Annotated in this window: 27 protein-coding genes; 2 read left to right on the plus strand and 25 right to left on the minus strand. The window is 67.9% G+C overall.

Annotation, left to right across the window (positions count from 1 at the left end; genetic code table 11):
• Nucleotides 1-5 precede the first annotated feature (5 nt).
• The 5 genes from OMW55_RS11875 to OMW55_RS11895 form a co-directional block, all read right to left on the minus strand.
• On the minus strand, nt 6-698 hold the full coding sequence (locus OMW55_RS11875) for a DUF448 domain-containing protein (RefSeq protein WP_264883377.1): 693 nt from the start codon (nt 696-698) through the stop codon (nt 6-8).
• Nucleotides 679-2,316 (minus strand): transcription termination factor NusA, encoded by a 1,638-nt coding sequence (gene nusA / locus OMW55_RS11880; RefSeq protein ID WP_264883379.1) that lies wholly within the window; start codon nt 2,314-2,316, stop codon nt 679-681. The genes OMW55_RS11875 and nusA overlap by 20 nt, the downstream gene beginning before the upstream one ends.
• 4 nt (nt 2,317-2,320) lie before the next feature.
• The gene (gene rimP / locus OMW55_RS11885) at nt 2,321-2,893 is read right to left on the minus strand and encodes a ribosome maturation protein RimP (RefSeq protein WP_264883381.1); all 573 of its coding nucleotides are present in this window, start codon (nt 2,891-2,893) and stop codon (nt 2,321-2,323) included.
• Nucleotides 2,894-3,001: 108 nt separating this feature from the next.
• Complete coding sequence (locus OMW55_RS11890; protein WP_264883383.1) at nt 3,002-3,493, minus strand: isoprenylcysteine carboxyl methyltransferase family protein; 492 nt, start codon at nt 3,491-3,493, stop codon at nt 3,002-3,004.
• Nucleotides 3,493-4,545 carry a type III polyketide synthase gene (locus tag OMW55_RS11895; protein ID WP_264883384.1) on the minus strand — a complete coding sequence of 351 codons (1,053 nt, stop codon included), beginning with the start codon at nt 4,543-4,545 and terminating at the stop codon, nt 3,493-3,495. The genes OMW55_RS11890 and OMW55_RS11895 overlap by 1 nt, the downstream gene beginning before the upstream one ends.
• 53 nt (nt 4,546-4,598) lie before the next feature.
• Between OMW55_RS11895 and OMW55_RS11900 the strand changes: the two genes are divergently transcribed.
• On the plus strand, nt 4,599-5,855 hold the full coding sequence (locus tag OMW55_RS11900) for a PQQ-dependent sugar dehydrogenase (protein ID WP_407822142.1): 1,257 nt from the start codon (nt 4,599-4,601) through the stop codon (nt 5,853-5,855).
• Nucleotides 5,856-5,907: 52 nt separating this feature from the next.
• Here OMW55_RS11900 and OMW55_RS11905 read toward each other — a convergent pair whose 3' ends face one another.
• Nucleotides 5,908-6,459 (minus strand): hypothetical protein, encoded by a 552-nt coding sequence (locus tag OMW55_RS11905; RefSeq protein ID WP_264883386.1) that lies wholly within the window; start codon nt 6,457-6,459, stop codon nt 5,908-5,910.
• Nucleotides 6,460-6,564: 105 nt separating this feature from the next.
• Complete coding sequence (locus OMW55_RS11910; RefSeq protein WP_264883388.1) at nt 6,565-7,263, minus strand: tRNA (guanine(46)-N(7))-methyltransferase TrmB; 699 nt, start codon at nt 7,261-7,263, stop codon at nt 6,565-6,567.
• A 54-nt stretch (nt 7,264-7,317) separates the two neighbouring features.
• Between OMW55_RS11910 and OMW55_RS11915 the strand changes: the two genes are divergently transcribed.
• A complete protein-coding gene (locus OMW55_RS11915; RefSeq protein WP_264883390.1) occupies nt 7,318-7,860 on the plus strand; it encodes a DUF2231 domain-containing protein in 543 nt (180 codons plus the stop codon).
• Here OMW55_RS11915 and metK read toward each other — a convergent pair.
• The 18 genes from metK to OMW55_RS12005 form a co-directional block, all read right to left on the minus strand.
• Nucleotides 7,857-9,068: a methionine adenosyltransferase gene (metK, locus tag OMW55_RS11920; RefSeq protein ID WP_264883391.1), complete on the minus strand. Its 1,212-nt coding sequence runs from the start codon at nt 9,066-9,068 to the stop codon at nt 7,857-7,859. The genes OMW55_RS11915 and metK overlap by 4 nt on opposite strands.
• A gap of 48 nt (nt 9,069-9,116) precedes the next feature.
• Entirely contained in the window at nt 9,117-10,751 is a 1,635-nt protein-coding gene (gene lnt, locus OMW55_RS11925) for an apolipoprotein N-acyltransferase (RefSeq protein ID WP_264883392.1), read from the minus strand.
• A 77-nt stretch (nt 10,752-10,828) separates the two neighbouring features.
• Entirely contained in the window at nt 10,829-11,707 is an 879-nt protein-coding gene (locus OMW55_RS11930; protein ID WP_264883393.1) for a hemolysin family protein, read from the minus strand.
• Nucleotides 11,707-12,219, minus strand: a complete 513-nt coding sequence (gene ybeY, locus OMW55_RS11935; RefSeq protein WP_264883996.1) for an rRNA maturation RNase YbeY — start codon at nt 12,217-12,219, stop codon at nt 11,707-11,709. The genes OMW55_RS11930 and ybeY overlap by 1 nt, the downstream gene beginning before the upstream one ends.
• The gene (locus tag OMW55_RS11940) at nt 12,219-13,226 is read right to left on the minus strand and encodes a PhoH family protein (protein ID WP_264883394.1); all 1,008 of its coding nucleotides are present in this window, start codon (nt 13,224-13,226) and stop codon (nt 12,219-12,221) included. Before OMW55_RS11940 ends, ybeY begins: the two co-directional genes overlap by 1 nt.
• Before the next feature lie 82 nt (nt 13,227-13,308).
• On the minus strand, nt 13,309-14,622 hold the full coding sequence (miaB, locus tag OMW55_RS11945; RefSeq protein ID WP_264883395.1) for a tRNA (N6-isopentenyl adenosine(37)-C2)-methylthiotransferase MiaB: 1,314 nt from the start codon (nt 14,620-14,622) through the stop codon (nt 13,309-13,311).
• A gap of 10 nt (nt 14,623-14,632) precedes the next feature.
• Nucleotides 14,633-15,343 carry a lysophospholipid acyltransferase family protein gene (locus tag OMW55_RS11950; protein WP_264883396.1) on the minus strand — a complete coding sequence of 237 codons (711 nt, stop codon included), beginning with the start codon at nt 15,341-15,343 and terminating at the stop codon, nt 14,633-14,635.
• A 31-nt stretch (nt 15,344-15,374) separates the two neighbouring features.
• On the minus strand, nt 15,375-15,800 hold the full coding sequence (locus OMW55_RS11955; protein WP_264883397.1) for a Fur family transcriptional regulator: 426 nt from the start codon (nt 15,798-15,800) through the stop codon (nt 15,375-15,377).
• Between the two features lie 161 nt (nt 15,801-15,961).
• Nucleotides 15,962-16,387, minus strand: coding sequence for a MucR family transcriptional regulator (locus tag OMW55_RS11960; RefSeq protein WP_264883400.1), 426 nt, complete (start codon nt 16,385-16,387; stop codon nt 15,962-15,964).
• A 123-nt stretch (nt 16,388-16,510) separates the two neighbouring features.
• Nucleotides 16,511-16,990 (minus strand): GNAT family N-acetyltransferase, encoded by a 480-nt coding sequence (locus OMW55_RS11965; protein ID WP_264883402.1) that lies wholly within the window; start codon nt 16,988-16,990, stop codon nt 16,511-16,513.
• Nucleotides 16,987-17,601 (minus strand): tRNA (adenosine(37)-N6)-threonylcarbamoyltransferase complex dimerization subunit type 1 TsaB, encoded by a 615-nt coding sequence (tsaB, locus tag OMW55_RS11970; RefSeq protein WP_264883403.1) that lies wholly within the window; start codon nt 17,599-17,601, stop codon nt 16,987-16,989. Before tsaB ends, OMW55_RS11965 begins: the two co-directional genes overlap by 4 nt.
• 60 nt (nt 17,602-17,661) lie before the next feature.
• Entirely contained in the window at nt 17,662-18,234 is a 573-nt protein-coding gene (locus OMW55_RS11975) for a NifU family protein (protein WP_264883404.1), read from the minus strand.
• Nucleotides 18,235-18,265: 31 nt separating this feature from the next.
• Complete coding sequence (locus tag OMW55_RS11980; RefSeq protein WP_264883406.1) at nt 18,266-18,964, minus strand: cytochrome b/b6 domain-containing protein; 699 nt, start codon at nt 18,962-18,964, stop codon at nt 18,266-18,268.
• Nucleotides 18,957-19,505, minus strand: coding sequence for a c-type cytochrome (locus tag OMW55_RS11985; protein ID WP_264883408.1), 549 nt, complete (start codon nt 19,503-19,505; stop codon nt 18,957-18,959). The genes OMW55_RS11980 and OMW55_RS11985 overlap by 8 nt, the downstream gene beginning before the upstream one ends.
• Nucleotides 19,506-19,545: 40 nt before the next feature.
• Entirely contained in the window at nt 19,546-20,442 is an 897-nt protein-coding gene (mmsB, locus tag OMW55_RS11990) for a 3-hydroxyisobutyrate dehydrogenase (RefSeq protein ID WP_264883410.1), read from the minus strand.
• Nucleotides 20,443-20,454: 12 nt separating this feature from the next.
• Nucleotides 20,455-21,231 carry an enoyl-CoA hydratase gene (locus OMW55_RS11995; RefSeq protein ID WP_264883413.1) on the minus strand — a complete coding sequence of 259 codons (777 nt, stop codon included), beginning with the start codon at nt 21,229-21,231 and terminating at the stop codon, nt 20,455-20,457.
• A gap of 7 nt (nt 21,232-21,238) precedes the next feature.
• Nucleotides 21,239-22,291, minus strand: a complete 1,053-nt coding sequence (locus tag OMW55_RS12000) for an enoyl-CoA hydratase/isomerase family protein (RefSeq protein ID WP_264883415.1) — start codon at nt 22,289-22,291, stop codon at nt 21,239-21,241.
• An 8-nt stretch (nt 22,292-22,299) separates the two neighbouring features.
• A complete protein-coding gene (locus OMW55_RS12005) occupies nt 22,300-23,442 on the minus strand; it encodes an acyl-CoA dehydrogenase family protein (RefSeq protein WP_264883417.1) in 1,143 nt (380 codons plus the stop codon).
• Between the last annotated feature and the right edge of the window lie 32 nt (nt 23,443-23,474).

The following is a 23,474-nucleotide window of genomic DNA, read 5'->3' on the forward strand; positions in this document are numbered from 1 at the left end:
TTCGTCTACTCGTCAGCCGAACCGGCGCCGGCGGCAATGTCGCCGCGGCCTAGCCCAGCATGTCCTACAATGAAAGCGCGCCACCGGGTGAGCGCATGGCTCACGCGCCTGGCGGCCGCAGGGTCGGTCAGCGCGACATGTACCACATTCTCGCGCCCAAGCGCCATGCTCAAGATGGTGCGTTCCGCCGGGATTACGAGTCCCTGCGTGAAGCCCAGTTCCTCCGAACCGCCCACCCGCCAGGCTTGGTCCAGCTTGCGGTTACCATCCTCGCCCGCGTCTGCCGCATGGAGCAGCAGGTGCACCTTGCCAGCCCGTGCGGCCTGCTCGACCCGGTCCGCCCCATTGATGAGGGTTCCAGAGCGCGCCTCCATGCCGAGCCGGTCAAGCGCGCTGCGGGCGAGCTCTTGCTCGATGCGGTCGGGCAAGTCGGGTGCGATCTCCACCAAGCCGGTCCTGAAGGCGCGCGTTAGGGCGCCCTTCAGCTTGCCCTTGGCGAGCGCACCCTCGAACTCGGGCCGGGTGACACCGATCCAGGCACCCCGGCCCGGCGCTTTGGCGCGGACGTCGGGGTGGACCTGACCGTCGGGGCCGAGGACCAGTCGGATGAGCTCGTCCCGCGCCGCCGTGCGCCGCGAGAGAATGCAGGTCCGCTCAGGCGTAGGGGCTTCTAGGCCGTCATTGCTCCGTGCCCGCAACCGCGTCCTCCTCGGTTGCGGCGGCCGGAGCCTCCTCGTCCTCGAACCAGTGAGCGCGGGCAGCCATGATGATCTCGTTACCCTGCTCTTCATTCAGGCCGTATTCGGCCAGAATGCCGCCCTTGTCCTCAGTCCGTTGCGGCGCGTTCTCCGCGCGGCGGCGCGGTTCGGGCCGCTTCTTCTGGATCAGCTCGTCGGTGGCTAGGTCCGCAAGATCGTCGAGCGTGCGGATGTTCGCCTTGCCAAGCGTGACCAGCATCTGCTCGGTCAGGTGCGGCAACTCGGCCAGCGCGTCATCGACGCCGAGCGAGCGGCGCTGCTCGCGGGCAGCGGCTTCGCGGCGCTCCAGCGCCTCGGACGCACGGCTCTGCAACTCGCCGGCGATCTCGTCGTCGAGGCCTTCGATGGACGCAATCTCGTCGGACTCGACGTAGGCGACTTCCTCCAAGGCGGTGAAACCTTCGGCGACCAGCAGCTGAGCCAGCGTCTCGTCTACGTCCAGCTCGTTCTGGAACATCTCGGACCGTTCCACAAACTCGCGCTGGCGCTTCTCGCTGGCGTCGGCCTCGGTCAGGATGTCGATCTGTGAATTGGTCAGCTGCGAGGCCAGACGGACATTCTGACCACGGCGGCCGATCGCCAGGCTGAGCTGGTCGTCGGGCACCACCACCTCGATCCGGCTCTCCTCCTCGTCGATCACGACACGGCTGACCGTCGCCGGCTGAAGCGCATTGACGACGAAGGTCGCCGTATCCTCGCTCCAAGGGATGATGTCGATCTTCTCGCCCTGCATTTCCTGGACGACGGCCTGCACGCGGCTGCCCTTCATGCCGACGCAGGCGCCGACCGGGTCGATCGAGCCGTCATAGCTGATGACACCAATCTTGGCGCGGCTGCCCGGGTCGCGGGCGGCGGCCTTGATCTCGATGATGCCGTCGTAGATCTCCGGCACTTCCTGCGCGAACAGCTTCTTCATGAAGTCGGGATGGGCGCGGGACAGGAAGATCTGGGGGCCGCGGGTTTCGCGGGCGACGCGCAGGATCAGCGAGCGGACACGGTCGCCGACGCGGACCATCTCGCGCGGGATCTGCGCATCGCGGCGGATGACGCCCTCGGCGCGGCCGAGGTCCACGACCACGTGGCCGAACTCGACCCGCTTGACGACACCGGTGATGATCTCGCCGACGCGGTCCTTGAACTCGTCATACTGGCGATCGCGCTCGGCATCGCGGACCTTCTGAAAGATGACCTGCTTGGCCGCCTGCGCGGCGATGCGCCCGAACTCGATCGGAGGCAGGGGGTCGACGATGAAGTCGCCTACGGCTGCATCCCTCTGCAGCTTCTGTGCGCCCTTGAGGTCGACCTGCTTGAAATAGTCTTCGACCTCTTCGACGACTTCGACGACGCGCCACAGCCGCAATTCGCCGGTGACCCCGTCGAGCTTGGCGCGGATGTCGTTCTCGGCGCCGTAGCGAGCCCGTGCGGCACGCTGAATTGCGTCCTCCATCGCCTCGATGACGATGCCGCGGTCAATCAGCTTCTCGCGCGCGACGCTGTCAGCGATCGCGAGCAGCTCGGCCTTGTTGGCAGTGGGCGCGGCGGGCGCGGCAGTGGCCATTCTCTTAGTCCTCTTGCGTGAAACTTTGGTCCGCGCCCTCGGTAGGCGCTTCGATGATCTCGTCCGCCCCATGTGCGGACAAGGGCGCGGTCGCGTTGATGAGCTTGTCGGTCAGCAGCAGCTTGGCCGAATGGATGGCGACGAAGGGCAGGACATACTCCCGGCCGTCCTTGCCGGTCATGCGGACCTGCTCGCCATCCGTGCCGGCAAGTTCGCCGGAGAATTGCTTACGGCCGTCCTGCGGCTCGGCAAGGTTGATACGAGCTTCGTGGCCGGCCCAGTCGGCATAATCCTTGAGCCGGGTCAGCGGGCGGTCGATACCGGGCGAGCTGACTTCCAGCCGGTAGCCGCCCGGAATGGGGTCGCGGCCTTCGGCCTCAAGCTCGTCGAGCCGCTCGGACAGTCGCCGGGAGATCGTCTCGCAATCGCTGAGGTCGAGCTGGCGGGTGTCCGGCCGCTCGGCCATCACCTGCAGCGTTGGGTCAGATGTGCCGCCGATCATTGCCACGCGCACGAGTTCGTAGCCGAGGCTCTTGACCTCGGGCTCGATCAGGTCGTGCAGCAGCTTCAGGTCCATGCGGCTCCTCGGCGTTCAAGCCCCCTCGGACCGCTTCGGAAGTCCGAAGCAGCCTCGCCAGCATCAGCGATGTGAGGAGGAAGCAGCGATATAGGCCAGTGCGCCCGATCAAGCAACCGCGGATAAGGCCCGGTTCTCCGCCCGTATGCGGATGGCGAGGACCAGTGCGTTCAAGACGGTGAACAGTGCTGCCACGTGCCAGAGCCCGAAGACCAGCGGCAGGACCGCAATCTCGCCGATCACCACCAGGTAGTTGGGGTGGGACACGAAACGGAACGGGCCATTAGTGACGAGCGGTGCGCCGGGCAGTATGATGATCCGGGTAGTCCAGCGCGGCCCAAGGGTGCGCAGCACCCAGACGCGGCCGAGCTGAAGCAGCACGAAGACCAGGAGCAAGGGCCAGTGGATGGGCCGGCCAGGCGCGAGCCACCACAGGGCGGCGAGCCAGAGCGTGTGGACCGCGACGATCAGCGGGTAATGGCCGGGGGCATGTTCGCGCGCGCCAAGCGCCAGTAAGCGGGCGGTGTTCTGCCGGGCGAGGACCAGCTCGGCGAGGCGCTGCAGGGTCACAAAGGCTAGTATGGCGATCGACGGCCACATCAGGCGGCGCGGTCCAGCAACAGGCCGGCGCAGGTGAAGCCGGGGCCGAAGGCGGTCAGCAGGGTCCGGGGCGGAAGGCCCCGGGCAAGCAGCGCTTCCAGCACGAACAGGACAGTAGGTGCGCTCATGTTGCCGTGCTCGCGCAGCACCTGCCGTTCAAGGTCGAGGGTGCCCGGGGCAAGCTCCAGCGCGGTTTCGATTGCCTCGATCACCTTGGCGCCGCCGGGGTGCGAGCAGAGGCGGTCGATGTGGCCGCGCTCTACCTCGAATTTGGCAAGCATGGTCTCGATCGCTGCCGCCAGCTCCGCGGTAACGAACGGCGGAATTGCGCGGTCGAACACGACGGCCAGGCCAGGATCCTCGACCCGCCAACCCATGATGCCGAGCGTGTCCGGCCATTGCTGTTCGGCGCTGTCGCGGATGGTGGCGATGCCAGGCTCGCCGGCGCCACCGACGACGCAGGCCGCAGCGCCGTCGCCGAACAGGGCGGTCGCGACCAGCGCGGCGGGGTCATCGGTGTCAAGGCGGATGGAGATGGAGCAGGTCTCCACCGTAACGAACAACCAGCGACTGCCCGGGTCGGCGCTGGCGAGGCCTGCGGCCGTGGCGAGGCCTGACACGCCGCCTGCGCAGCCTAGTCCAAATAGCGGCACGCGGCGGACGTTGCTGCGCAGCCCCAGGCCGGGTCCGACCCGGGCGTCTAGGCTGGGAGTGGCGATGCCCGTGGTAGAAGCGGTGACCACGCCGTCGATGTCACCAGGCTGCAGGCCGGCGGCGTCGATTGCCTTGGCCGCGGCCTCGGCGAACAGCGCTTCGGCTGAGTCGAGATACAGTGCATTGCGCGACTGCCAGCCATGGTCCTCGCCGTACCAGCTGGCGGGCGCGACGATGTTGCGCTGGTCGATGCCGGCATTGTCGAACACCCCCTGCAGGCGGTCGAACAGCGCCTTGCGTCCGGAAAACAGGTCGCGGCTGAGCGCCTTGGCCTCGTCCTGGGCAATCCGGTGCGGCGGGGCGGCAGTAGCGAGGCTTAACAGGGGAACAGGGCGCAAGCTGGCGGCTTTCTTACTGAACCTGCGCTTGCGCGACAGAGAGGAGTGAGCGGGTGAGTTTCATTCGATTGCAAGCTGCAACTCTTGCCGTGCTGATTGGTGCCTGCTCGGTTGGCTCCTCAAGCGCGAGCGGCGAGAATGCGACGGTTGCGGAGCAGGAGCAGCCCGGACCTTCGGGCAGGCCGTTCCAGGTGACCCCGCTGGCGACCTTCCAGTCGCCATGGGCGCTGGCCTTCCTGCCGGACGGAAGTGCGCTGGTGACCGAGAAGCCAGGCCGCGTGAAGCTCTGGCGGTCCGGCGGCGGCACGTCGGCGGTGGCCGGCGTTCCAACGGTGGCCTCCGGCGGGCAGGGCGGTTTGCTCGACATCAAGTTGTCGCCCACCTTCCCTGACGACCGGCTGGTCTACCTGACTTACGCCGAGCCATCGGCGAAGGGCGGTAGCGGGCTGGCGTTGGCGCGCGCAGTGCTGGTGCAGGACCGCGCCGGAACCCGGCTCGACCGCTCCCAGGTGATCTGGCGCGATCCGGCCGGCGGCCGGGGCGGGCAGTTCGGGGCGATCATCGCCTTCGCGCCGGACGGCCGGTCGCTGTTCCTGACCTCGGGCGAGCGACAGCGGTTCACCCCGGCGCAGGATCTGAATCAGCCACTGGGCAAGATCTTACACCTGACGCTGGACGGCAAGCCCGCAGCCGGTAATCCACTGGGCAACCGTCAGGGCGAGCGGACCGTCACGGTGACTGACCCGCCCGAGGATACGCGTGCAGCCCGGGATATGCCGGGCCGCCGCGTCAGCTTGCCTGGACCGAACCTGACGCCGGCCGCAACATGGAGCAGCGGTCACCGCAATCCATATGGCCTCGCGTTTGATGCGCAGGGGCGTCTGTGGGAAACAGAAATGGGGCCACGCGGCGGCGACGAGCTGAACCTGATCAAGCCGGGCCGGAACTACGGGTGGCCGCTGGTCTCGAACGGGCGAAATTATAATGGCGTGCCGATACCGGCGCACTCGACACGGCCGGACCTTGAAGCACCGAAGTTGTTCTGGGATCCGGTGATCTCGCCGTCGAGCCTGCTGATCTATTCCGGCGACCTGTTTCCACAATGGAAGGGCAGTGGGTTCATCGGAGCGTTGTCAGGCCAGGCGCTGGTCCGGGTGACGTTTGATGGTGAACGCGCGGCCAACGCCGACCGATGGGACATGGGTGCGCGCATCCGCTGGGTCGGGCAGGGACCCGGAGGAGCCATCTACCTGCTGGAGGACGGGGAGAGCGGACGGCTGCTTCGACTGGCTCCGACCGCTCGGCGTTGAACAAGGAAACGGCGGCCAGATCGCTCCGGCCGCCGCGTCCTGGTGGCTGGACCTAGTAGGTGGTCGAGGCCGAGCGCTGCCGGCTCGAATTGTGCCCGCCCGCCTGGTAGAGGATGTCCTGCAGCTGATCGCGTGAGACGCTGGACTGGCTAGGATCGACCGAGACGAAAATGCCACCCTGGTTGACGCGGTCGCTGTAGTAGCTCGCGTCCTCGTTGCTGACGCCATGGCCGGTGAACACGTCGCTCAGGCCGCCGGCGGCCGCGCCAATGGCGGTACCGGTCAGGGCTGCGCCCGGGATGGCCGAAGCGGCAATCGCACCAGCGGCGGCGAGCGGACCGACCCCCGGAATGGCCAGGGCGGCGACGCCGAGCAGGGCGCCGATGCCCGAACCGGCCGCGGCCTTGGCGATGAAGCTGGTCGGCTCGTCGCTGTGCCCGTCACCGACGCGGTCGCCGCTGCCGGTCGTCTCCGTGGTCTCGCCATCGTGGCGGCCGACGACCGAAATGGCCGAGTCGCTGATTCCGGCGGAGCGCAGTTGCGCGATCGCGCGCTCCGCTTCGCTCTGGCTGTCGAAGACGGCGGATACGATGTTTCCCTGCATGGGTAAGAGCTCCTCACGCGGCATGATTGCCGGCATGGAAGCGAAGCGAGCGGCCCGCTTGTTCCACCATTTGCGCCGAATCCCTGATCAGCTGCGAGGGAGCGATCAGCAGCGACGGTAGCGGAGGTAATAGGGGCGGCGGCCCTCGCGGCGGCTTTTTGCGCCGTAGCGCGTCTCGATCCAGCCGCCGACGGGCTCGAGGAAGTCGTTCGGCCGCTCGGCCAGCCAGTCGAACTGCCGCAGGTGGCGCTGCATGATCATCAGCGTCCATTCGAGATAGACCGGGTGATCGGTGGCGATGCGTAGTTCGCCACCCGGCTTCAGCTTGGCCGCGAACAGGTGCACGGGGCCGTCGTTGACCATGCGCCGCTTGGCATGGCGCGCCTTGGGCCAGGGATCGGGGTGAAGGAGGTAGAGCATGGTCAGCGCGCCGTCGGGCACGCGGGCCAGTACCTCAAGCGCGTCGCCCATGTGCAGGCGGACATTCCGCAAGGGCCCGTCCCGAACGTGGCCGAGCGCAGTCGCCACCCCGTTGAGAAACGGCTCGGCGCCGACGAAGCCATGGTCCGGCAGCAGGTCGGCGCGATACGCGAGGTGTTCACCCGACCCGAAGCCGATCTCGAAATGGAGCGGGCGGTCGTCGCCGAACAGGGTGGCGGCGGTGATCGGGCCGTCAGCTGGCACCTCGAGCTGGGGTAGGAGGGTATCGACGAGCTCCTGCTGACCCTTGCGAAGCGTGTGGCCGCTGGATCGCCCGTACAGGCGGTTGAGGGTAAGCGGGTCGCCAGATTTGTGCGCGGTCATCAGGGGAGCGCCTTCACCACATGTGCGTTCAGCGGGCAACCGAGAGGAGTTTCCATGTACGGCAACAATCCCCGCAGCACGGCGCAGATCGCCGGTCATCCGCTGCATCCGATGCTGATCCCATTGCCAATCGCCAGCTTCATCGGCGCGCTGGCGACCGACGTGGTCGGCAAGGTCACCGGCGATCCGGCTTGGGCGCGGGCGAGCAAGTGGCTGCTCGGCACCGGGCTGGTGACGGCGCTGGGCGCGGCGGCGACCGGGTTGACCGATTACCTGGGTGACGAGCGCGTGGCGGAGATCCCGGCGGCGACCTACCACATGGTTGCCAACCTAAGCCTGGTCGGGATCGAAGCCGTGAACCTTACCTGGCGGCTGGTCAGCGACGAGGACGCGCCGGCCGGCGCGATCTGGCTGTCGGCGGCCGCGGCGGGACTGGTCGGCTATTCCGGCTGGCTCGGCGGGGAGCTCAGCTACCGGCATCGGGTCGGCGTGCAGGAGACCGTTGACGAGTTCTCCGGCTATGACGACGGTCATGCCGAAGGTGGGCTCGGCATTCCGCGCGGGCCCGCCCTTAAGGAAAAGATGGCGGGCGCTTAGGCCGCCACCGCCGCCTTCAGCTCGTCTACCAGATCGGTCCGCTCCCACGGAAAGCGGTCGCCCTCGGCCTTGCGGCCGAAGTGGCCGTAGGCGGCGGTGGGCGAGTAGATCGGCTTGTTGAGCCCAAGGTGTGTGCGGATGCCACGCGGAGTGAGCCCGCCGAGGCGCTCGATGCGGCCGATCGCCTGCTCCAGCCGGTCGTCACCGACCGTGCCCGTGCCGTGCGTGTCGACGTAGAGCGACAATGGCGCGCTCACGCCGATCGCATAGGCGAGCTGGATGGTGCAGCGCGTGGCTAGGCCGGCCGCGACGATGTTCTTGGCGAGGTAGCGCGCGGCGTAAGCGGCCGAGCGGTCGACCTTGGTCGGGTCCTTGCCGGAAAAAGCGCCGCCGCCGTGCGGGGCTGCGCCGCCGTAGGTGTCGACGATGATCTTGCGCCCGGTCAGCCCGGCGTCGCCATCAGGGCCGCCGATCTCGAAGCTGCCCGTCGGGTTGATGTGATAAACGGTGTCGTCGCTGAGCAGCTCGGCCGGCAGGATGTCGGCGACGACCTGTTTCACATAAGCGTGCAGCTGGGCCTCGTTGTCGCCCTGGTCGAAGCCCTTGGCGTGCTGGGTCGAGACGACGATGGCGGTGGCCGCGACCGGCTTGCCGCCTTCGAAACGCAGGGTGACCTGGCTCTTGGCGTCCGGCTCCAGGAACGGCGCGGCGCCCGAGTGGCGGTCGGCGGCCATGCGCTCCAGGATCTTGTGGCTGTAGTAGAGCGTCGCGGGCATGAGGTCCGGCGTCTCGTCGCAGGCGAAGCCAAACATGATGCCTTGGTCGCCCGCGCCCTCGTCCTTGTTGCCGCTGGCGTCGACGCCTTGCGCGATATGCGCCGACTGGCCGTGCAGGTTGTTTTCGAAGGTCAGCTTGTCCCAGTGAAAGCCCTCCTGCTCGTAGCCAATCCGTTTCACCGTTGAGCGGACGACGTCTTCAATCTCCTGCTTGGCGCCGTTCACCCACTGGTCGTTCTCGTAAACGCCCTGGCAGCGGATTTCGCCGGCCAGGACCACGCGGTTGGTGGTGGTCAGCGTCTCGCAGGCGATGCGCGCCTCCGGGTCCTTGGACAAGAACAGGTCGACGATGGCGTCGCTGATCTGGTCAGCGACTTTGTCGGGGTGGCCTTCGGAAACGGATTCGGAGGTGAACAGGTAAGAGTTGCGCATGGGTCCTCTGGGCCGCTGAGACACGGATATAACGATATAAGGAAAGCTTTATATGTGGCGCCTGTAGCGGCGGTGCGAAGCGATGCCAACCGCCATGATGAGCAGCGCGGCGGCAAGCACCATTGGGATGATGTTGCCGAGGCGGGCGAAGAGCGTGGGCGACGCGGTGGGCGGCGGGAGATCGGCATCGATCATGCCCGCAGTGCGCCACGGCAGCGAGCGGAGCAGGGCGCCGCGGGCGTCCACCAGGGCGCTGATGCCGGTTGGAGTCGAGCGAATCACCGGCAGCCCTTCCTCGGCCGCGCGCAGGCGAGCCTGGGCGAGGTGCTGCGGCGGGCCCCACCGGCCGAACCACGCGTCGTTAGACGGGTTGAAGATGAAGTCCGGGCGATTGCGGCGATCCACCACCTCGCCCGAGAAGATGATCTCGTAGCAGACCTGGATGCCGGCCTTGCCGAAGCCGGGCAGGGCGAGGGTGCGCGGACCCGGACCGGGCCGGGCGTCGCCGATCCCGGGCGCGAGCTGCGAAAGGCCGATGGCGCTGAGCAGTGGGCGCATGGGGAGGTACTCGCCGTAAGGGACGAGGTGCGCCTTGTCGTAGCGGCCCAGGATGCGGCCGGCCGAGTCGATCGGCATGACGCTGTTGGCCTCGCCGGTCACTCGGCCCTGAGCGTCGGCAGCGAGCGCAACGGCGCCGGTGACCAGCAGGTCGCCGGGACGGAGGAACGCCGAGGCTTGGTTGACCGCTGGGAGCGTAACGGGCGGTTGCGGGCTGCCGGGTTCGAAGGCCTGAAACGGCACTGGCACCGCGACCTCGGGCCAGAACAGCAGGCGCGGGTGGGCGGCACCGCCAAGCGACAGGCTGCCGAGCTTGGCAAAGGCCTCCTGGTCGAGACCGGGCCGCCACTTTTCCTCCTGGCCGATGTTGGGCTGGACCACGCGGATTGGCTGCCCGGCGCCCCGGCGCAGTTCGGCTTGAGGGAGGAAGACGGGAGAAATCAGCAGGACCGACAGCAAGATGGTTGCTAAGCGAGCTCGGCGCCAGTTCTTGCTGAACAGCCAGAGAAGGCCGCCAAGCAGAACCACCGCCACGGACAGGCCGTAAGTTCCAATCCAGCGCGCCAGCTTTGCGTAACCGCCGTCAATCAGAATCACGCCGACCGGGTTCCAGGCGAAGCCGGTGAAGACGGTGGCGCGGAGGTATTCGGCAATGGCCCAGGCGCCGGCGAGCGCCAGCACCAGGGCGACGGGATTACTCCGACCGATGCGCCAGGCGAGGCCCGTGGCGAGGGCGGGATAGACCGCGAGGTAAAGGCTGAGCAGCACGACCGCGACCCAGCCGAGCCAGGGCGGCATGGCGGCCTGGTAGGTGAAGGAGGTGGCGATCCAGTTTAGGCCAAGGACGAACTGGCCGACACCGAATGTCCACCCGGTCAGCAGCGCCGGCCACTGGCTCCGCTGGCCGGCTAGCAGCGCGGCGAGAACCGCAAAGGCGAGCGGCATCAGCGGCCACCAGCCGACGGGCTGGAAGGAAAGCGCGGAGATGAGCCCGGTGCAAAGCGCGATCAGCGGCGCGAAGCGGCTGTAAGAGGACAAAGAGGACACCTTATTGGAAGCGCTTTCCCCCGCGCGCCGTGGAAGCGGAGCGGCGCGGGTCGCGGTGGTGTCGGCAAGAGTGCTCATCGGGGCGGCTGCATGGCAGAAAGGGGGTACTGTAGGACAGATGTTTGTTGCGCGATGCCCGGGCGCTGGGCCGACGTTTAGGCGTCTTCCGTGATCGCCGGTTCCGGGGCGTAGAGGCGGAGGCGGTGCATCTTTCGCTCGTCCGCAGCGACGCTTTCAAGGCGCCAGCCTGAGGGATGGGCAATGCTTTCGCCCGGCTGGAGGATGCGGCCGGCGAGGAGGAAGGCGAGGCCGCCCAGCGTGTCGACCTCGTCGTCCTCGGCAACCAGGCGCTTGTCCACCACCTGGGCGAGCTCGTCGAGTTCGAGACGGGCGTCGGCTTCCCACAGGCCGTCGTCCAATGCGGCGAGCATCGGCTGCTCTTCCTCGTCATGCTCGTCCGCGATGTCGCCGACGATCTCCTCGACGACGTCCTCGATGGTGACGAGGCCTTCGGTACCGCCGAACTCGTCCACCACGATGGCGAGGTGGACGCGCTGGGCGCGCATCCGGGCGAGTAGGTCGAGCACGCCCATGGTTTCGGGGATGAACAGCGGCTCGCGGATGATTTCGTCGACCGTCTTGCGCTCGGTGGCGTCGAAGTAGGCGTTGAAGACGTCCTTGATGTGGACCATTCCCACGACCTCATCGAGGCTCTCGCCGGTCAGCGGCAGGCGGCTGTGACCAGCCTCCGCGAAGATGCGTGCGAGCTCGGCCATGCTGCTGGCGCGCGGGGCGGAGACGATCTCGCCGCGCGTCACGCAGATGTCCCCGGCGGTGCGGTCGCCGAAGTGGAGCAGGTTGCGAAGCATCTGGCGCTCGAGCGGGCTCAGGTCACCCTCGGGTGCGCGATGGTCCTCCGCTTCGTCGATCGCTTCCTCGATCTGATTGCGCAGGGTCGGCTCGCTGTCCTCGCCGAACAGGAGGTGGCGCATGCCGCGCCACAGACGCGAGCCGGGGTCGGGCGAGGTGGCCATCAGGCGGCCTCCGTCGCGTAGGGATCGGGAATGCCGAGCCGGGCGAGCGCGCGGACTTCGCGGGCCTCCATGTCGGTCGCCTCCGCATCGTCGCCATGGTCGTAGCCGAGCAGGTGGAGCGTGCCGTGGACCAGCAGGTGGGCGGCGTGATGGGTGAGCGGAATGGCTTTTTCCTGGGCTTCGGCAACGCAGACGCCGCGGGCGAGGACGATGTCGCCGAGCATCAGCTCGGGGCCGTCGATGCCCGGGTTCGCCAGTTCGGCGGCTTCGGCGAGCGGAAAGGAGAGGACGTTGGTCGACCTGTCCTTGCCGCGCCACTCGGCGTTGAGCGCTCGGACCTGCTCGTCGCCGGTCAGCTGGACCGACAGTTCGACCGGACGCTCGGCGTCTGCCAGCGCGGGGTAGCGGCTTTCGGCAATGGCGGCGCGGGCGGCGGCGTCGGCGAGGGCAGCCCAGTCGGGCTGCTCGCTACTGTCCCATTCGCCGTCGGCGTCCAGGGCGACTTCCAGCATCATCGGCCGGGCCCTTCATATGCTTCAACGATGCGGCCGACCAGCGGGTGGCGGACGACGTCGGCGGCACCGAAGCGAACCATCGAGATCTTGGGAATACCCTCCAGCTTCTCGACCGCATCGTTGAGGCCGCTCTCGACCCCGCGCGGCAGGTCGGTCTGGTTCGGGTCGCCGCAGATGACCATGCGGCTGCGCATGCCAAAACGCGTCAGGAACATCTTCATCTGCTGGGGCGTGGTGTTCTGCGCCTCGTCGAGAATGATGAATGCGTCGTTCAGCGTCCGGCCGCGCATGAAGGCGATGGGCGCGATTTCGATCTCTCCGCTGGTGATGCGCCGCTCGACCTGCTCGTTGGGGAGCATGTCGTAGAGCGCGTCGTAGAGCGGGCGGAGGTAAGGATCGACCTTCTCCTTCATGTCGCCCGGCAGGAAGCCGAGGCGCTCACCGGCCTCGACCGCCGGGCGGGAGAGGATCAGGCGATCGACCTGGCCGCCGATCAGCATAGCGACGGCCTGGGCGACGGCCAGATACGTCTTGCCGGTACCGGCGGGGCCAAGCGCGAAGATCATGTCGTCGCGGGCCAGCGCCTCCATGTACGCGGTCTGGACGGCCGAGCGCGGAACGATGGTCTTCTTGCGAGTGCGGATCATCGCTCGCGGTGGGGCGGAGACCTGATTGTCCGTGTCCTCGATGATGTCAAGCTGCCGCTGCGAGGCCATGCCGATTACGCTTTCCACCGCCGCCATGTCGACGTCGTGACCCTGGTCGAGACGGTTGTAGAGGCCGACCAGCACGTCTCGGGCACGGGCCGCAGAGTCGGGTTCCCCCTCGATCTGCACGCGGTTGCCTCGGGCAGCGATATTGACGCCTAGGCGGTCCTCAATCGCCACCAGGTGGCGGTCATATTCGCCGAACAGGGGCCCAAGCAGGTAGGGCTGGTCGAACTCCAATTCCAGCCGCGCCCGTTCGGGGAGAGCGGGGGCGGTGGCCATGTCACGCTTGGGCATCAGGGACGAGGGACTCCTGTTTGAGCGCATGAAGATAGAGCGGCGCGGTCGCCGCGCAAGCTACTCAACGGTTCTGGCCGGCTCAGGCGGCGGCCGCGAGCGTGACTTCCTCGCCGCCGAGGCTGTTCGGGAGGGCGTGGGTCAGGCGGGCGTGGACGATCGTGCCGGTCGGGGCGGCGGTGTCGAGGAAAACCGATTGCAGGTACGGCGACTTGCCGATCATCTGGCCCGGCTTGCGGCCCTTCTTCTCGATCAGGACCGGGACGGTGCGGCCGACGCACGAAGCGTTGAAGGCGGTGCTGTGCTGGCTGATGCAGGCCTGCAGGCGTTGCAGCCGGTCGTCCATGACCTCTGGCGCGACCTGGCCGGCCATGGTTGCGGCGGGGGTGCCGGGGCGGGGGCTGTACTTGAAGGAGAAGGCCGACGCGTAGCGAACCGTGTCAACGATGGCGAGGGTGGCCTCGAAGTCGGCCTCGGTCTCGCCGGGGAAGCCGACGATGAAGTCGCCCGAGATGGCGATGTCGGGACGAGCCTCGCGGACGCGGGCGATGGTGGCGAGGTAGCTGTCTACCGCGTGGCTGCGGTTCATCGCGCGGAGGATCGGGTCGGAGCCGGACTGCACGGGCAAGTGCAGGTAGGGCGTCAGCTTGGCCACATCGGCATGGGCCTGGATCAGCGCGTCGCCCATGTTGACCGGATGGCTCGTCGTGTAGCGGATCCGCTCCAGCTCGCCGAAGGTGGCGAGGTGGCGGATGAGGCTGGCGAGGTCGTGGCCGTCAGCCTCCCAGGCGTTCACGTTCTGGCCGAGCAAGGTGAGTTCGCGGGCGCCGCCGGCGACCAGTTCCTCGGCTTCGGCGACGATCTGCGCGAAGGAGCGGCTGATTTCCGCGCCGCGGGTGTAGGGCACGACGCAATAGGTGCAGAACTTGTCGCAGCCTTCCTGAACGGAGAGAAAGGCCGACGGGCCAGAGCGCCGGCGCGCGGGGAGGGCGTCGAACTTGGAGATGGCCGGCATGTCGGTGTCGACGCTCCGGCGCCCGGCGGCGGCCTCCGCGACCATATGCGGCAGGCGGTGATAAGCTTGCGGGCCGACCACCAGGTCGATCAGCTTCGAACGGCGCTGGGCTTCAGCGCCCTCGGCCTGGGCGACGCAGCCGGCCAGCGCGACGATCGGCTTGGTGCCGTCCTCGCGAGTAAGGCGGCCAACGTCGCTATAGGCCTTTTCGGCGGCTTTCTCGCGGATGTGGCAGGTGTTGAGGACGACCAGGTCGGCGTCGGCGCCGTCGGGCGCGGCGGTCATGCCGGTATCGCCCAGCAGCTCGGCCATGCGCTCGCCGTCGTAGACGTTCATCTGGCAGCCGAAGGATTTGATTCGGAAGGTCTTGGGGGCAGTCATTGCGGCGCGCCTATACGGCAGCGGGGGCGACCCCGCTAGGCGCGAGCGCGGCTGCGATGGCGTCGTGGGCCTGAGCAGCGAGGTGCTTGCGATTGTCGCTCGGGGTCAGCGCGGGAAGAAGGTGGAGGGTGACCTGCACCGTGCCGCGGCGGCCAAGCAGGCGGAGGAAGTTCGCGACTCCGCTTTCGCCCTGTGGCCAGCCGAACTCGGGTGCGGCCCCGTTGTAGTCGATCGCGACCGGCCGGAGCTGGGTGTCCGCCGGCGCGGGCGCGAAGGCGCTGAGCAAGGCGGGGCGGAACGGCAGGAGCTGGCCGCCGTCCCCAACCGTTCCTTCGGGGAACAGGGTCAGCGGACGGCCGGTCGCCAGCGCGGCACGCATAGCGGCGGTCTGTTCGGCGATGCCGCGGCGGTCGCCCCGGTCGACGAACACGGTGCCGTTCTCCACGCAGAGCCACCGCATGACCGGGTGAGCGCGCAGGCCGTCCTTGGCGACGAAGGCGCAGCCGGTCGCTCCGGCCAGGACCGGGATATCAAGCCAGCTGACGTGGTTGGCGATGAGGAGGGTGCGGGGAGCGATCGCGGGTCCGTCGCTGCGAACTCGGGCGCCGGCCAGCCACGCCACTCCGCGCAACAGGCGGCGGGGCCAGGGCGAGCGGGTGAAGGGGCGGGTGACGAGGTGCGCGAGGACGCAGACGAGGAGCCAGCCGAGCAGCGCCGCCACTCGGGCAGCGGCGCGCAGCCGGGATGAGCCCTTAATGGTCGCGGTTGAGCGGGACGCCGTAGAGCTCCATCCGGTGGTCAACCAAGCGGAAGCCCAGCTTTTCCGCGACCCGGCGCTTGTGGAACTCGAGTTCCTCGTCATGGAACTCGATCACCTTGCCAGACTCGACGTCAATCAGGTGGTCATGGTGCTCGTCGGTGACCGCCTCGTAGCGCGAGCGCCCGTCCCGCCCGAATTCGTGACGTTCAAGGATTCCGGCTTCCTCGAACAGGCGGACGGTCCGGTAGACGGTGGCAATGGAGATATTCGGGTCCACGGCCGCGGAACGGGCGTGGAGCGTTTCCACGTCCGGATGATCCTCGGCCTCCGAGATGACGCGCGCGATGGTGCGGCGCTGCTCGGTGATCCGCAGGCCCTTCTCGGCGCACAGCGCCTCGATGTCGATCATCCGGTGCATGGAAGGGCAAGTAGGAGCGCAGTGGGGCGAGGTCTAGGAGAAATGGTCTGTTGGCAGCGCGTCATGCTGCACTCCTTCATCCATCCACCCTGCCGCGAAGCCCTGCGCTTGCGGGAAGATGAATGCTGAAGCGAGTTCAGCATGACGGCTTTGACTGCCGTTTACTTCGCGCGGGCGGTCCGCTTGCGCTTGGTGCCGAGACCGATCGACTTGGCGAGGGTGCGGCGCTGTTCGGCATAGTTGGGCGCAACCATCGGATAGTCGGCGTTCAGGCCCCACTTCTGCCGGTACTGCTCCGGAGTCATGCTGTAGTGGGTCATCAGATGCCGCTTGAGCATCTTCAGTTTCTTTCCATCCTCGAGGCAGACGATATAGTCCGGCTTCACCGAAGAACGGACCGGAACCTTGGGTTCCGGCTTGCTTTCGGGAGCGAGCTGCGTGCCGCCCAGGCCGGCCAGGGCGCCGTGAACGTTCTGGATCAGCTGCGGAAGGTCGTTGACCGCCACACTATTGTTACTGACGTGCGCCGCGACGATGTCGGCAGTCAGGGTGATCAGCGTGTCCTGACCCACATCATTGTCGTTCATCTTGGTATTTCCTTAACCACAAGGACCGAGCAACGGACAAGCAAGTGCCCGCGACAATCCTTGACTTAGATTCATTTAGCTTCAGTAGCAAGCCGCAACGAAATATGCGGACTTAACGGACGCTCAGAAAGTCCTCGCCATGGTCAGGGCGTCGAAGGTCTCGCCGTCCGTGCCGCGGTAATAGTTGCTGCGGCGGCCAACGATGCGAAAGCCGGTCCGTTCGTAGAGGGCCGTGGCCGGGTTGCCGTCGCGCACCTCCAGGTGGAGGTAGTGGGCGCCGGCGCCTCGCGCGTCCGCGATGAAGCGGTTGACTAGGGCGGTCGCGACGCCGCGGCGGCGGCCGTGCGGACGGACGGCAAGCAGCAGCAGCTCCGACTCGTCCGCGACGGAGCGGACCAGGCTGAAGCCGAGCGGGACCGAGTTGTTGGTTGCGAGGGTCAGCACCACGCCGTGCATGGGCAGGATGCCGGCGCACTGGGCGCGGGTCCAGGCTTCGCCGAAGCGCTGATCGAACGCTTCGTCCATGATCGCCATGACCGGATCGAGCCCGGCGCCGCCCACCTGCTGCAGCACCACGGCCGGCGATGGGTGCAGGCTGCTCATGCTGCCCTGGGCCGGGCGTCGGGTGCGCGGGCGTAGATCGGGCGAGGCGGCAGGTCGCGCTGGGCGGCGGGGAGGCGAAGCAGATTGGCGGCTCTGGGGAAGGCATCGAGCGGCTGGCCAGAGCCGCGTGCGCCAACCAGGGCGGCAGCGCCGGAGCCGATCACCAGCGGAGCGCCGATGACCACCGCCGCTTGTGCGGGTGGAAGGTTGCGCAAAGGGCCGGCGGGGCTGAGGGTGGCGGCATCGAATTGCTGCACGAACAACTCGCCGTGACCGCCACTAATCGCCGCTGCAACTGTCGCGCCGTCGTCGGCCGGGGCTGACGCGGCGAGCAGTGCCAGCGAGTCGAAGCCGCGCAAGGCCGCACCCCAGCCGATCGCCAAGCCATGAGCGGCGGCAATACCGACCCGAAGGCCAGTGAAGCTGCCCGGCCCGCAGCCGACCAGGATGAGGTCGGCGCGGCGGCCGGCGAGCATCTCGTCCAGCATGGGCACCAACCGTTCGGCGTGGCCACGGCCGATCGCCTCGTCTGCACTGGCCAGCAGGGTCCCGTCCTCGCCGAACAGGGCGGCGGTGCAGGCGGCCGTTGAGGTATCGAGCGCGAGGATCATGGCTCCCGTCACAAGGAACGAGGGCGCAGTTTGTTCATCTTCGCGGGCATGGCAAGTCGGTCAAACGGCCTCGACCGTTTCAACCTCCGGCACGTAGTGGCGAATCAGGTTCTCGACGCCGCGCTTCAGGGTGACGGCGGACGACGGGCAGCCGGCGCAGGCGCCCTGCATGGCGAGATAGAGCGTGCCTGCGCGATAGCCGCGATAGACGATGTCGCCGCCGTCCTGCGCCACTGCCGGGCGAACGCGGGTCTCAAGCAGCTCGCGGATCTGGGCGACGATGTCGCTGTCGGCGGGGTCTTCTTCGAACTGGGCGGAATCGTCGATGTGGATGCCGGCGGCGGTGCCGGGCTTGAACAGCGGGGCGCCGCTGGAGAAGTGGTCGAGCAAGACCTGGAGCACGTCGATCTCCAGCCCGCGCCAGTCGACGTCCGGAGCGGCGGTGACCGAGACAAAGTCGCGGCCGAAGAACACGCCTTCGACCTCGCCGGTCGCGAACAGGGCCTCGGCGAGCGGCGATGCGGCGGCGCTGTCCGCGTCGGGGAAGTCGCGGCTGCCGCTCTCCATCACGGGAACGCCGGGCAGGAACTTCTTGGTCGCCGGATTGGGCGTGGCTTCGGTTTCGATCAGCATGGGCGCGATGTGGACCCGGCGACCGCCCGCATCAAGGGCGGAGGGGTGGGGCGCCGAGCACGATCCAGAGAGTGAGCCCGGCGGCGCCCAACAGTGCGAGCAGCAGGCGGAGGGTGGAGGCGCGGACCAGCGGCTCGGTCCCGGCGGGCAATGCGGCGGTGCCGCGGACCATGGCGCCGACCAGGCGCTTGCCGCGCAGGCGGTAGTAGAGGATCGCCGCGACGTGGAGGATGATGAGGCCGAGCAGAACGTTGAACAGCGCTTCGTGGATGCTGTGAGCGAGTTCGCCCGTATCGAAGTCGACAAACTTGTTGAGCGGCCCTGACCAGACGCCATCCTCGTCGACCAGGATGAGGCCGAAGCCGACCTGCGCCAAGGTGAGGCCGAGCAGGGCGACGACACTGAGCGCGCCAAGCGGCGTGTGGCCGATGCGAGTCCAGCTCTTCGCCTCCTGAAGGTAGCGGAACAGCGCACGCGGGCCGCGGACGAAGCTGGCGAAGCGCGCGGTGGAGCTGCCGACGAAACCCCACAAGACGCGGAACAGGAGCAGGAACAGGACTGCGTAGCCGGACCACAGGTGCCACTGGGTGTGGTGGTATTCGGCCGACCACCAGGAAAAGGCGATCAGCGTGGCCAGGCTCCAATGGAACAGGCGGACCGGCAGGTCCCACACCGGTACCGCGAGCGTGGCGTCCGCGGCGGCGGCATGGGCCGTCTCGGCATCAATCATCCTTGGTGCGGAACCGATCGTGGCAGCTGCCGCAGGTCTTGCCGAGCTCGGCCTGGGCGGACTTCATGCGGGCAATGTCGCCGCTCGCGGCGGCCTGCTGGAAGTTGCGGGCGGCGCCCTGGAAGGCCTGCATGCCGCGGTCGAACTCGGCCCGCTGCTGCCAGATCTCGGCCTTGGCGCCGGTCTTGCCCGCTTCGGGGCCGGTGCCGGCGGGGAACCAGCCGATCGCCTGGGGAGCGAGGGTGGCGATGCGGTCGGCGGCGGTCTTCACCGCGGCGGGGTCGTTGCGGTCGATGCCCTGCTTGGCCGCGCGCATCGCCTTGCCGATCTGCTCATAGCCTTCGTGCCGCTTGCGCATCAGGGCGAGTGCCTGCTGGCGCTCAAGCGGGGTGTCGGCGGTATTGACGACGGCATTGGTGACGGCGGCGGTCGCCTCCGCGCCGCTGGCGTTCGCGTCGGCCAGGGCAGCGTTGGTACCATCGCCGCCGCCGGTGCAGGCGGACAGGGCAAAGAGGGCCGTGGCGATCAGCAGCTTGTTCATGGTCGCTCCGCGTTTGTGGTTCGCTCGGGCTTGTTGCGCGTCAGGCGGGCGGCGTCCAGCTGTCGTCGATCATCTTGATGATCGCCGAGAAGTCGAGGCCCGCGCCGCCGCGGTCGGCGAAGCGCTGGTAGAGCTCCTCCGCCTCGCCGCCCATCGGGGTGTAGGCGCCGGCTGCCCGTGCGGCCTCGGCGGCGAGCTTCAGGTCCTTGAGCATCAGGGCGGTGGCAAAGCCGCCCTGGTAGCCGCGGTCCGCGGGCGTCTCGGGGCCGACGCCGGGGACGGGGCAGTAGGAGGTCATCGACCAGCTCTGGCCCGAGGCCTTGGACGAAATGTCGAAGAAGGTCTGCAGGTCGAGGCCGAGCTTCTGCGCCAGCGCGAAGGTCTCGCAGGTGGCGACCATGGTCGCGCCCAGCAGCATGTTGTTGCAGATCTTGGCGGCCTGCCCCGCACCCGCGCCGCCGGCGTGGATCACCGCCTTGCCCATCTGCTCGAGATAGGGCCGGGCGCGCTCGAAGCCGTCATCGGTGCCGCCGACCATGAAGGTCAGCGTGCCGCCTTCGGCCGCGGCGATGCCGCCAGATACGGGCGCGTCGACCATGGTGTAGCCGGCGGCCTGCGCCTCAACCTCGACGGTGCGGGCAGTGTCGACGTCGATGGTCGAGCAGTCGATCAGGATCGCGGAGGTCGGCGCCTTGCCGAACACGGCCGAGCGGAAGACCTCGGCAACGTGCTTGCCCGCAGGGAGCATGGTGATGACCGCGTCGGCGCCCTCGACCGCCGCGGCGGCATCGGAAACGCGCGAGCAGCCGCGTTCCTCAGCCTTGGTCAGCGCGGCTTCGGACAGGTCGAAGGCGCGGACCTGGTGGCCGGCCTTGGCGAGGTTGGCGGCCATCCCGCCGCCCATGTTGCCCAACCCGATGAATGCGACGTTGGCCATGCCTTCTAACTCCTACTTGCCGGTCCAGTTGCCCGGGCGCTTTTCGACGAAGGCGGCCATGCCTTCCTTCTGGTCGGCGGTGCCGAACAGGCCGTGGAACAGGCGGCGCTCGAAGCGGATGCCCTGGCTCAAGCTCTGTTCGAACGTGCCGTTCACCATCTCCTTGGCAGCAATGGCGGCGAGCGGGGGCATGGCGGCGATTTCGGCCGCGGTCTTGAGCGCTTCGTCGAGCAAGGAGGCGGCGGGCACGACGCGGGCGACGAGGCCGGCGCGTTCGGCTTCCTCCGCGTTCATCATGCGGCCGGTCAGGCACATCTCCATCGCCTTGGCCTTGCCGACCGCGAGCGTCAGGCGCTGCGAGCCGCCCATGCCGGGGGTGACGCCCAGCTTGATCTCCGGCTGGCCGAACTTCGCATTGTCGCCGGCGATGATGAAGTCAGCCATCATCGCCACCTCGCAGCCGCCGCCGAGCGCGAAACCGCTGACGGCCGCGATCCACGGCTTGCGGGTGGCGGTGACCTTTTCCCAGCCGGCGAAGAAGTCCGACGCGTACATGTCGGCAAAGCCCTGGCTCGACATTTCCTTGATGTCGGCGCCGGCCGCGAACGCCTTCTCGCTGCCAGTCAGGACCAGGCAGCGCTGACCGTCGTCGGCGTCGTAGGCGGCGAAGGCGGCGATCAGTTCGCGCAGCACCTCGCTATTGAGGGCATTGAGCGCTTGCGGGCGGTTGAGGGTGACGAGCGTGACGGCGTCGCGTTGTTCGACGAGGATGCTGTTGTAGTCGGCCATGCGTTCCTCAGGCTTGCGGGAAGGGCGTCCATTCCTCGCCGGGCGGCAGGGGCACGAACAACTGGTCGACCGTTTCGTCCAGCACCGCTTCTGGCACGGCCGGGTTCCACTTGGGCTCCTGGTCCTTGTCGATCAGCAGCGCGCGGACGCCTTCGACGAAATCGTGAGTTCGGACGACCCGGCAGGCGAGGGCATATTCGGCCGCCATCTCGTCGGCGAAGTCGGTCCGCTGGGCACCTTCGGCGAGCAGGCGGAGGGAGACCTTGCACGACAGTGGGCTCTTGCTCTTGATGGTCGCCAGCTCGGTCTCGGCCCAGGGAGTTGCTTCAGCTTCAAGCGCGGCCATTACGTCTTCCAGGCTGTCGGATGCGAACAGCTTGGAGATGGCCGGAACGTTGGCCTCGATCTTGGCGGTGGGCGCAACGGCGGTGTAGGCGCCGATCGCGCCGCTCGCGCGGCCGGGCGTCTTGGCGAGCCGCTCGACCAGGTCGGGCAGGGACGCCTGTTCGACATAGTGGGTCGCGAGCCGGAGATAGTGGCATTCGGCACCGTCGAGGCGAGCACCGGTCAGGGCCATGAACTGGCCGATCCGGCCAGGCAGGCGCGACAGGTACCAGCCGCCGCCGACGTCGGGGAACAGGCCGATCCCGGTCTCCGGCATGGCGAGGCGCGTGTTCTCGGTCGCGACGCGGAACTTGCACGGCAGCGAGATGCCGACGCCGCCGCCCATGGTGATGCCGTCCATCAGGGCGATGGTCGGCTTGGGGTAGGTGAACAGCAGGTGGTTGAGGCGATACTCGGCGTGGAAGAAGGCCGCGGCCTCCTGCCCGTCGTCGGCGCCGCTGCGGGCGAGCATGACCACATCGCCGCCGGCGCAAAAGCCGCGGCCCTCGGCATGGTCAATGAGCACCGCCTTGACCGCCAGATCCTCGCGCCAGGCGAGCAGCGCGGCCGACATCGCCTCGCACATCTCGCGGGTGAGCGCGTGCAGGGCCTTGGGCCGGTTCAGCCGGATGCGGCCGAGCGGCCCTTCGGTGAAGGTGAGGACGTCGGTGGTCATCGGGGTGGTCACTGGCGAAGCATTTCGCGCGCGGTAATCATGCGCATGATCTGGTTGGTGCCTTCCAGGATCGAGTGGACGCGGAGGTCGCGCCAGAAACGCTCGATCGGGTAATCCTGCAGGTAGCCGTAGCCGCCGTGCAGCTGCAGCGCGCGATCGACGACCGCCGACCCCGTATCGGTGGCGAGGCGCTTGGCCATCGCTGCGAACTTGGTCTTGTCGGGATCGCCCGCGGTGACCTTGGCCGCGGCGACGTAGAGCAGCCAGCGGGCGGCCTGCAGCTCCGTTTCCATGTCGGCCAGGGTGAACTGGGTGTTCTGGAAGTCGGTCAGCGGCTGGCCGAACTGCGTCCGCTCCTTCGTGTAACCGATCGCTTCGTCCAGGCAGCGCTGGGCGCCGCCCAAGGAGCAGGCGCCGATGTTCAAGCGGCCGCCATCGAGGCCCATCATGGCGATGCGGAAGCCCTCGCCCTCGCCGCCGACGCGGTTCTCGACAGGCACGCGGACCTCGTCGAAGTTGACCTGCGCAGTCGGCTGACTGTGCCAGCCGAGCTTCTTTTCCTGAGCGCCGAAGCTGACTCCGGGCATGTCCTTCTCGATGACGAGGCAGGTGATGCCGCGCGGGCCGTCGTCGCTGGTGCGGACCATGGTGACGTAGATGTCGTTCTCGCCGCCACCGGAGATGAACGCCTTGGAGCCGGACACGACATAATGATCGCCGTCGAGCACCGCGCGGGTCTTGAGCGCGCCAGCGTCAGAGCCCGAGGCCGGCTCGGTCAGGCAGTAGCTGCCCATCCGTTCCATCGAAATCATGGACGGCAGGTACTTGCCCTTGACCGCGTCCGAACCGAACCGGTCGATCATCCACGACGCCATGTTGTGGATGGAGATAAAGGCGCTGGTGGACGGACAGCCGTAGCTCATCGCCTCGAAGATCAGCGCGGATTCGAGCCGGCCGAGGCCGATGCCGCCCGATTCCTCGGACACGTAGATGGCGCCGAACCCGAGCTCGGCGGCAGCGCGGATCGTTTCGCGCGGGAAGATGTGCTTTTCATCCCACTCACCGGCGTTCGGAGTGATCTCCGCCGCGGTGAACTGCCGGGCCATTTCCTGGATCTGGCGCTGGTCGTCGGTAAGCTCAAATTGTTGCATGGGTGGCCGTTAGCGCGGCCGAGCAGGGCTTT

The organism is Sphingomonas arvum (assembly GCF_026013565.1).
Taxonomy (GTDB): domain Bacteria; phylum Pseudomonadota; class Alphaproteobacteria; order Sphingomonadales; family Sphingomonadaceae; genus Sphingomicrobium; species Sphingomicrobium arvum.

Bases quoted from the DNA above. Each gene is read 5' to 3' on its own strand.
- OMW55_RS11975 (WP_264883404.1), bottom strand. From the start codon at position 18,234: ATGCTGATCGAAACCGAAGCCACGCCCAATCCGGCGACCAAGAAGTTC.
- OMW55_RS11905 (WP_264883386.1), bottom strand. From the start codon at position 6,459: ATGCAGGGAAACATCGTATCCGCCGTCTTCGACAGCCAGAGCGAAGCG.
- nusA (WP_264883379.1), bottom strand. From the start codon at position 2,316: ATGGCCACTGCCGCGCCCGCCGCGCCCACTGCCAACAAGGCCGAGCTG.
- OMW55_RS11940 (WP_264883394.1), bottom strand. From the start codon at position 13,226: ATGCCCAAGCGTGACATGGCCACCGCCCCCGCTCTCCCCGAACGGGCG.
- lnt (WP_264883392.1), bottom strand. From the start codon at position 10,751: ATGAGCACTCTTGCCGACACCACCGCGACCCGCGCCGCTCCGCTTCCA.
- OMW55_RS11930 (WP_264883393.1), bottom strand. From the start codon at position 11,707: ATGGCCACCTCGCCCGACCCCGGCTCGCGTCTGTGGCGCGGCATGCGC.
- OMW55_RS11965 (WP_264883402.1), bottom strand. From the start codon at position 16,990: ATGAGCAGCCTGCACCCATCGCCGGCCGTGGTGCTGCAGCAGGTGGGC.
- mmsB (WP_264883410.1), bottom strand. From the start codon at position 20,442: ATGGCCAACGTCGCATTCATCGGGTTGGGCAACATGGGCGGCGGGATG.
- OMW55_RS12005 (WP_264883417.1), bottom strand. From the start codon at position 23,442: ATGCAACAATTTGAGCTTACCGACGACCAGCGCCAGATCCAGGAAATG.
- miaB (WP_264883395.1), bottom strand. From the start codon at position 14,622: ATGACTGCCCCCAAGACCTTCCGAATCAAATCCTTCGGCTGCCAGATG.
- OMW55_RS11890 (WP_264883383.1), bottom strand. From the start codon at position 3,493: ATGTGGCCGTCGATCGCCATACTAGCCTTTGTGACCCTGCAGCGCCTC.
- rimP (WP_264883381.1), bottom strand. From the start codon at position 2,893: ATGGACCTGAAGCTGCTGCACGACCTGATCGAGCCCGAGGTCAAGAGC.
- OMW55_RS11955 (WP_264883397.1), bottom strand. From the start codon at position 15,800: ATGCACCGGATGATCGACATCGAGGCGCTGTGCGCCGAGAAGGGCCTG.
- OMW55_RS12000 (WP_264883415.1), bottom strand. From the start codon at position 22,291: ATGACCACCGACGTCCTCACCTTCACCGAAGGGCCGCTCGGCCGCATC.
- OMW55_RS11915 (WP_264883390.1), top strand. From the start codon at position 7,318: ATGTACGGCAACAATCCCCGCAGCACGGCGCAGATCGCCGGTCATCCG.
- OMW55_RS11960 (WP_264883400.1), bottom strand. From the start codon at position 16,387: ATGAACGACAATGATGTGGGTCAGGACACGCTGATCACCCTGACTGCC.
- tsaB (WP_264883403.1), bottom strand. From the start codon at position 17,601: ATGATCCTCGCGCTCGATACCTCAACGGCCGCCTGCACCGCCGCCCTG.
- OMW55_RS11995 (WP_264883413.1), bottom strand. From the start codon at position 21,231: ATGGCCGACTACAACAGCATCCTCGTCGAACAACGCGACGCCGTCACG.
- metK (WP_264883391.1), bottom strand. From the start codon at position 9,068: ATGCGCAACTCTTACCTGTTCACCTCCGAATCCGTTTCCGAAGGCCAC.
- OMW55_RS11980 (WP_264883406.1), bottom strand. From the start codon at position 18,964: ATGATTGATGCCGAGACGGCCCATGCCGCCGCCGCGGACGCCACGCTC.
- OMW55_RS11985 (WP_264883408.1), bottom strand. From the start codon at position 19,505: ATGAACAAGCTGCTGATCGCCACGGCCCTCTTTGCCCTGTCCGCCTGC.
- ybeY (WP_264883996.1), bottom strand. From the start codon at position 12,219: ATGCTGGAAGTCGCCCTGGACGCCGACGGCGAATGGGACAGTAGCGAG.
- OMW55_RS11910 (WP_264883388.1), bottom strand. From the start codon at position 7,263: ATGACCGCGCACAAATCTGGCGACCCGCTTACCCTCAACCGCCTGTAC.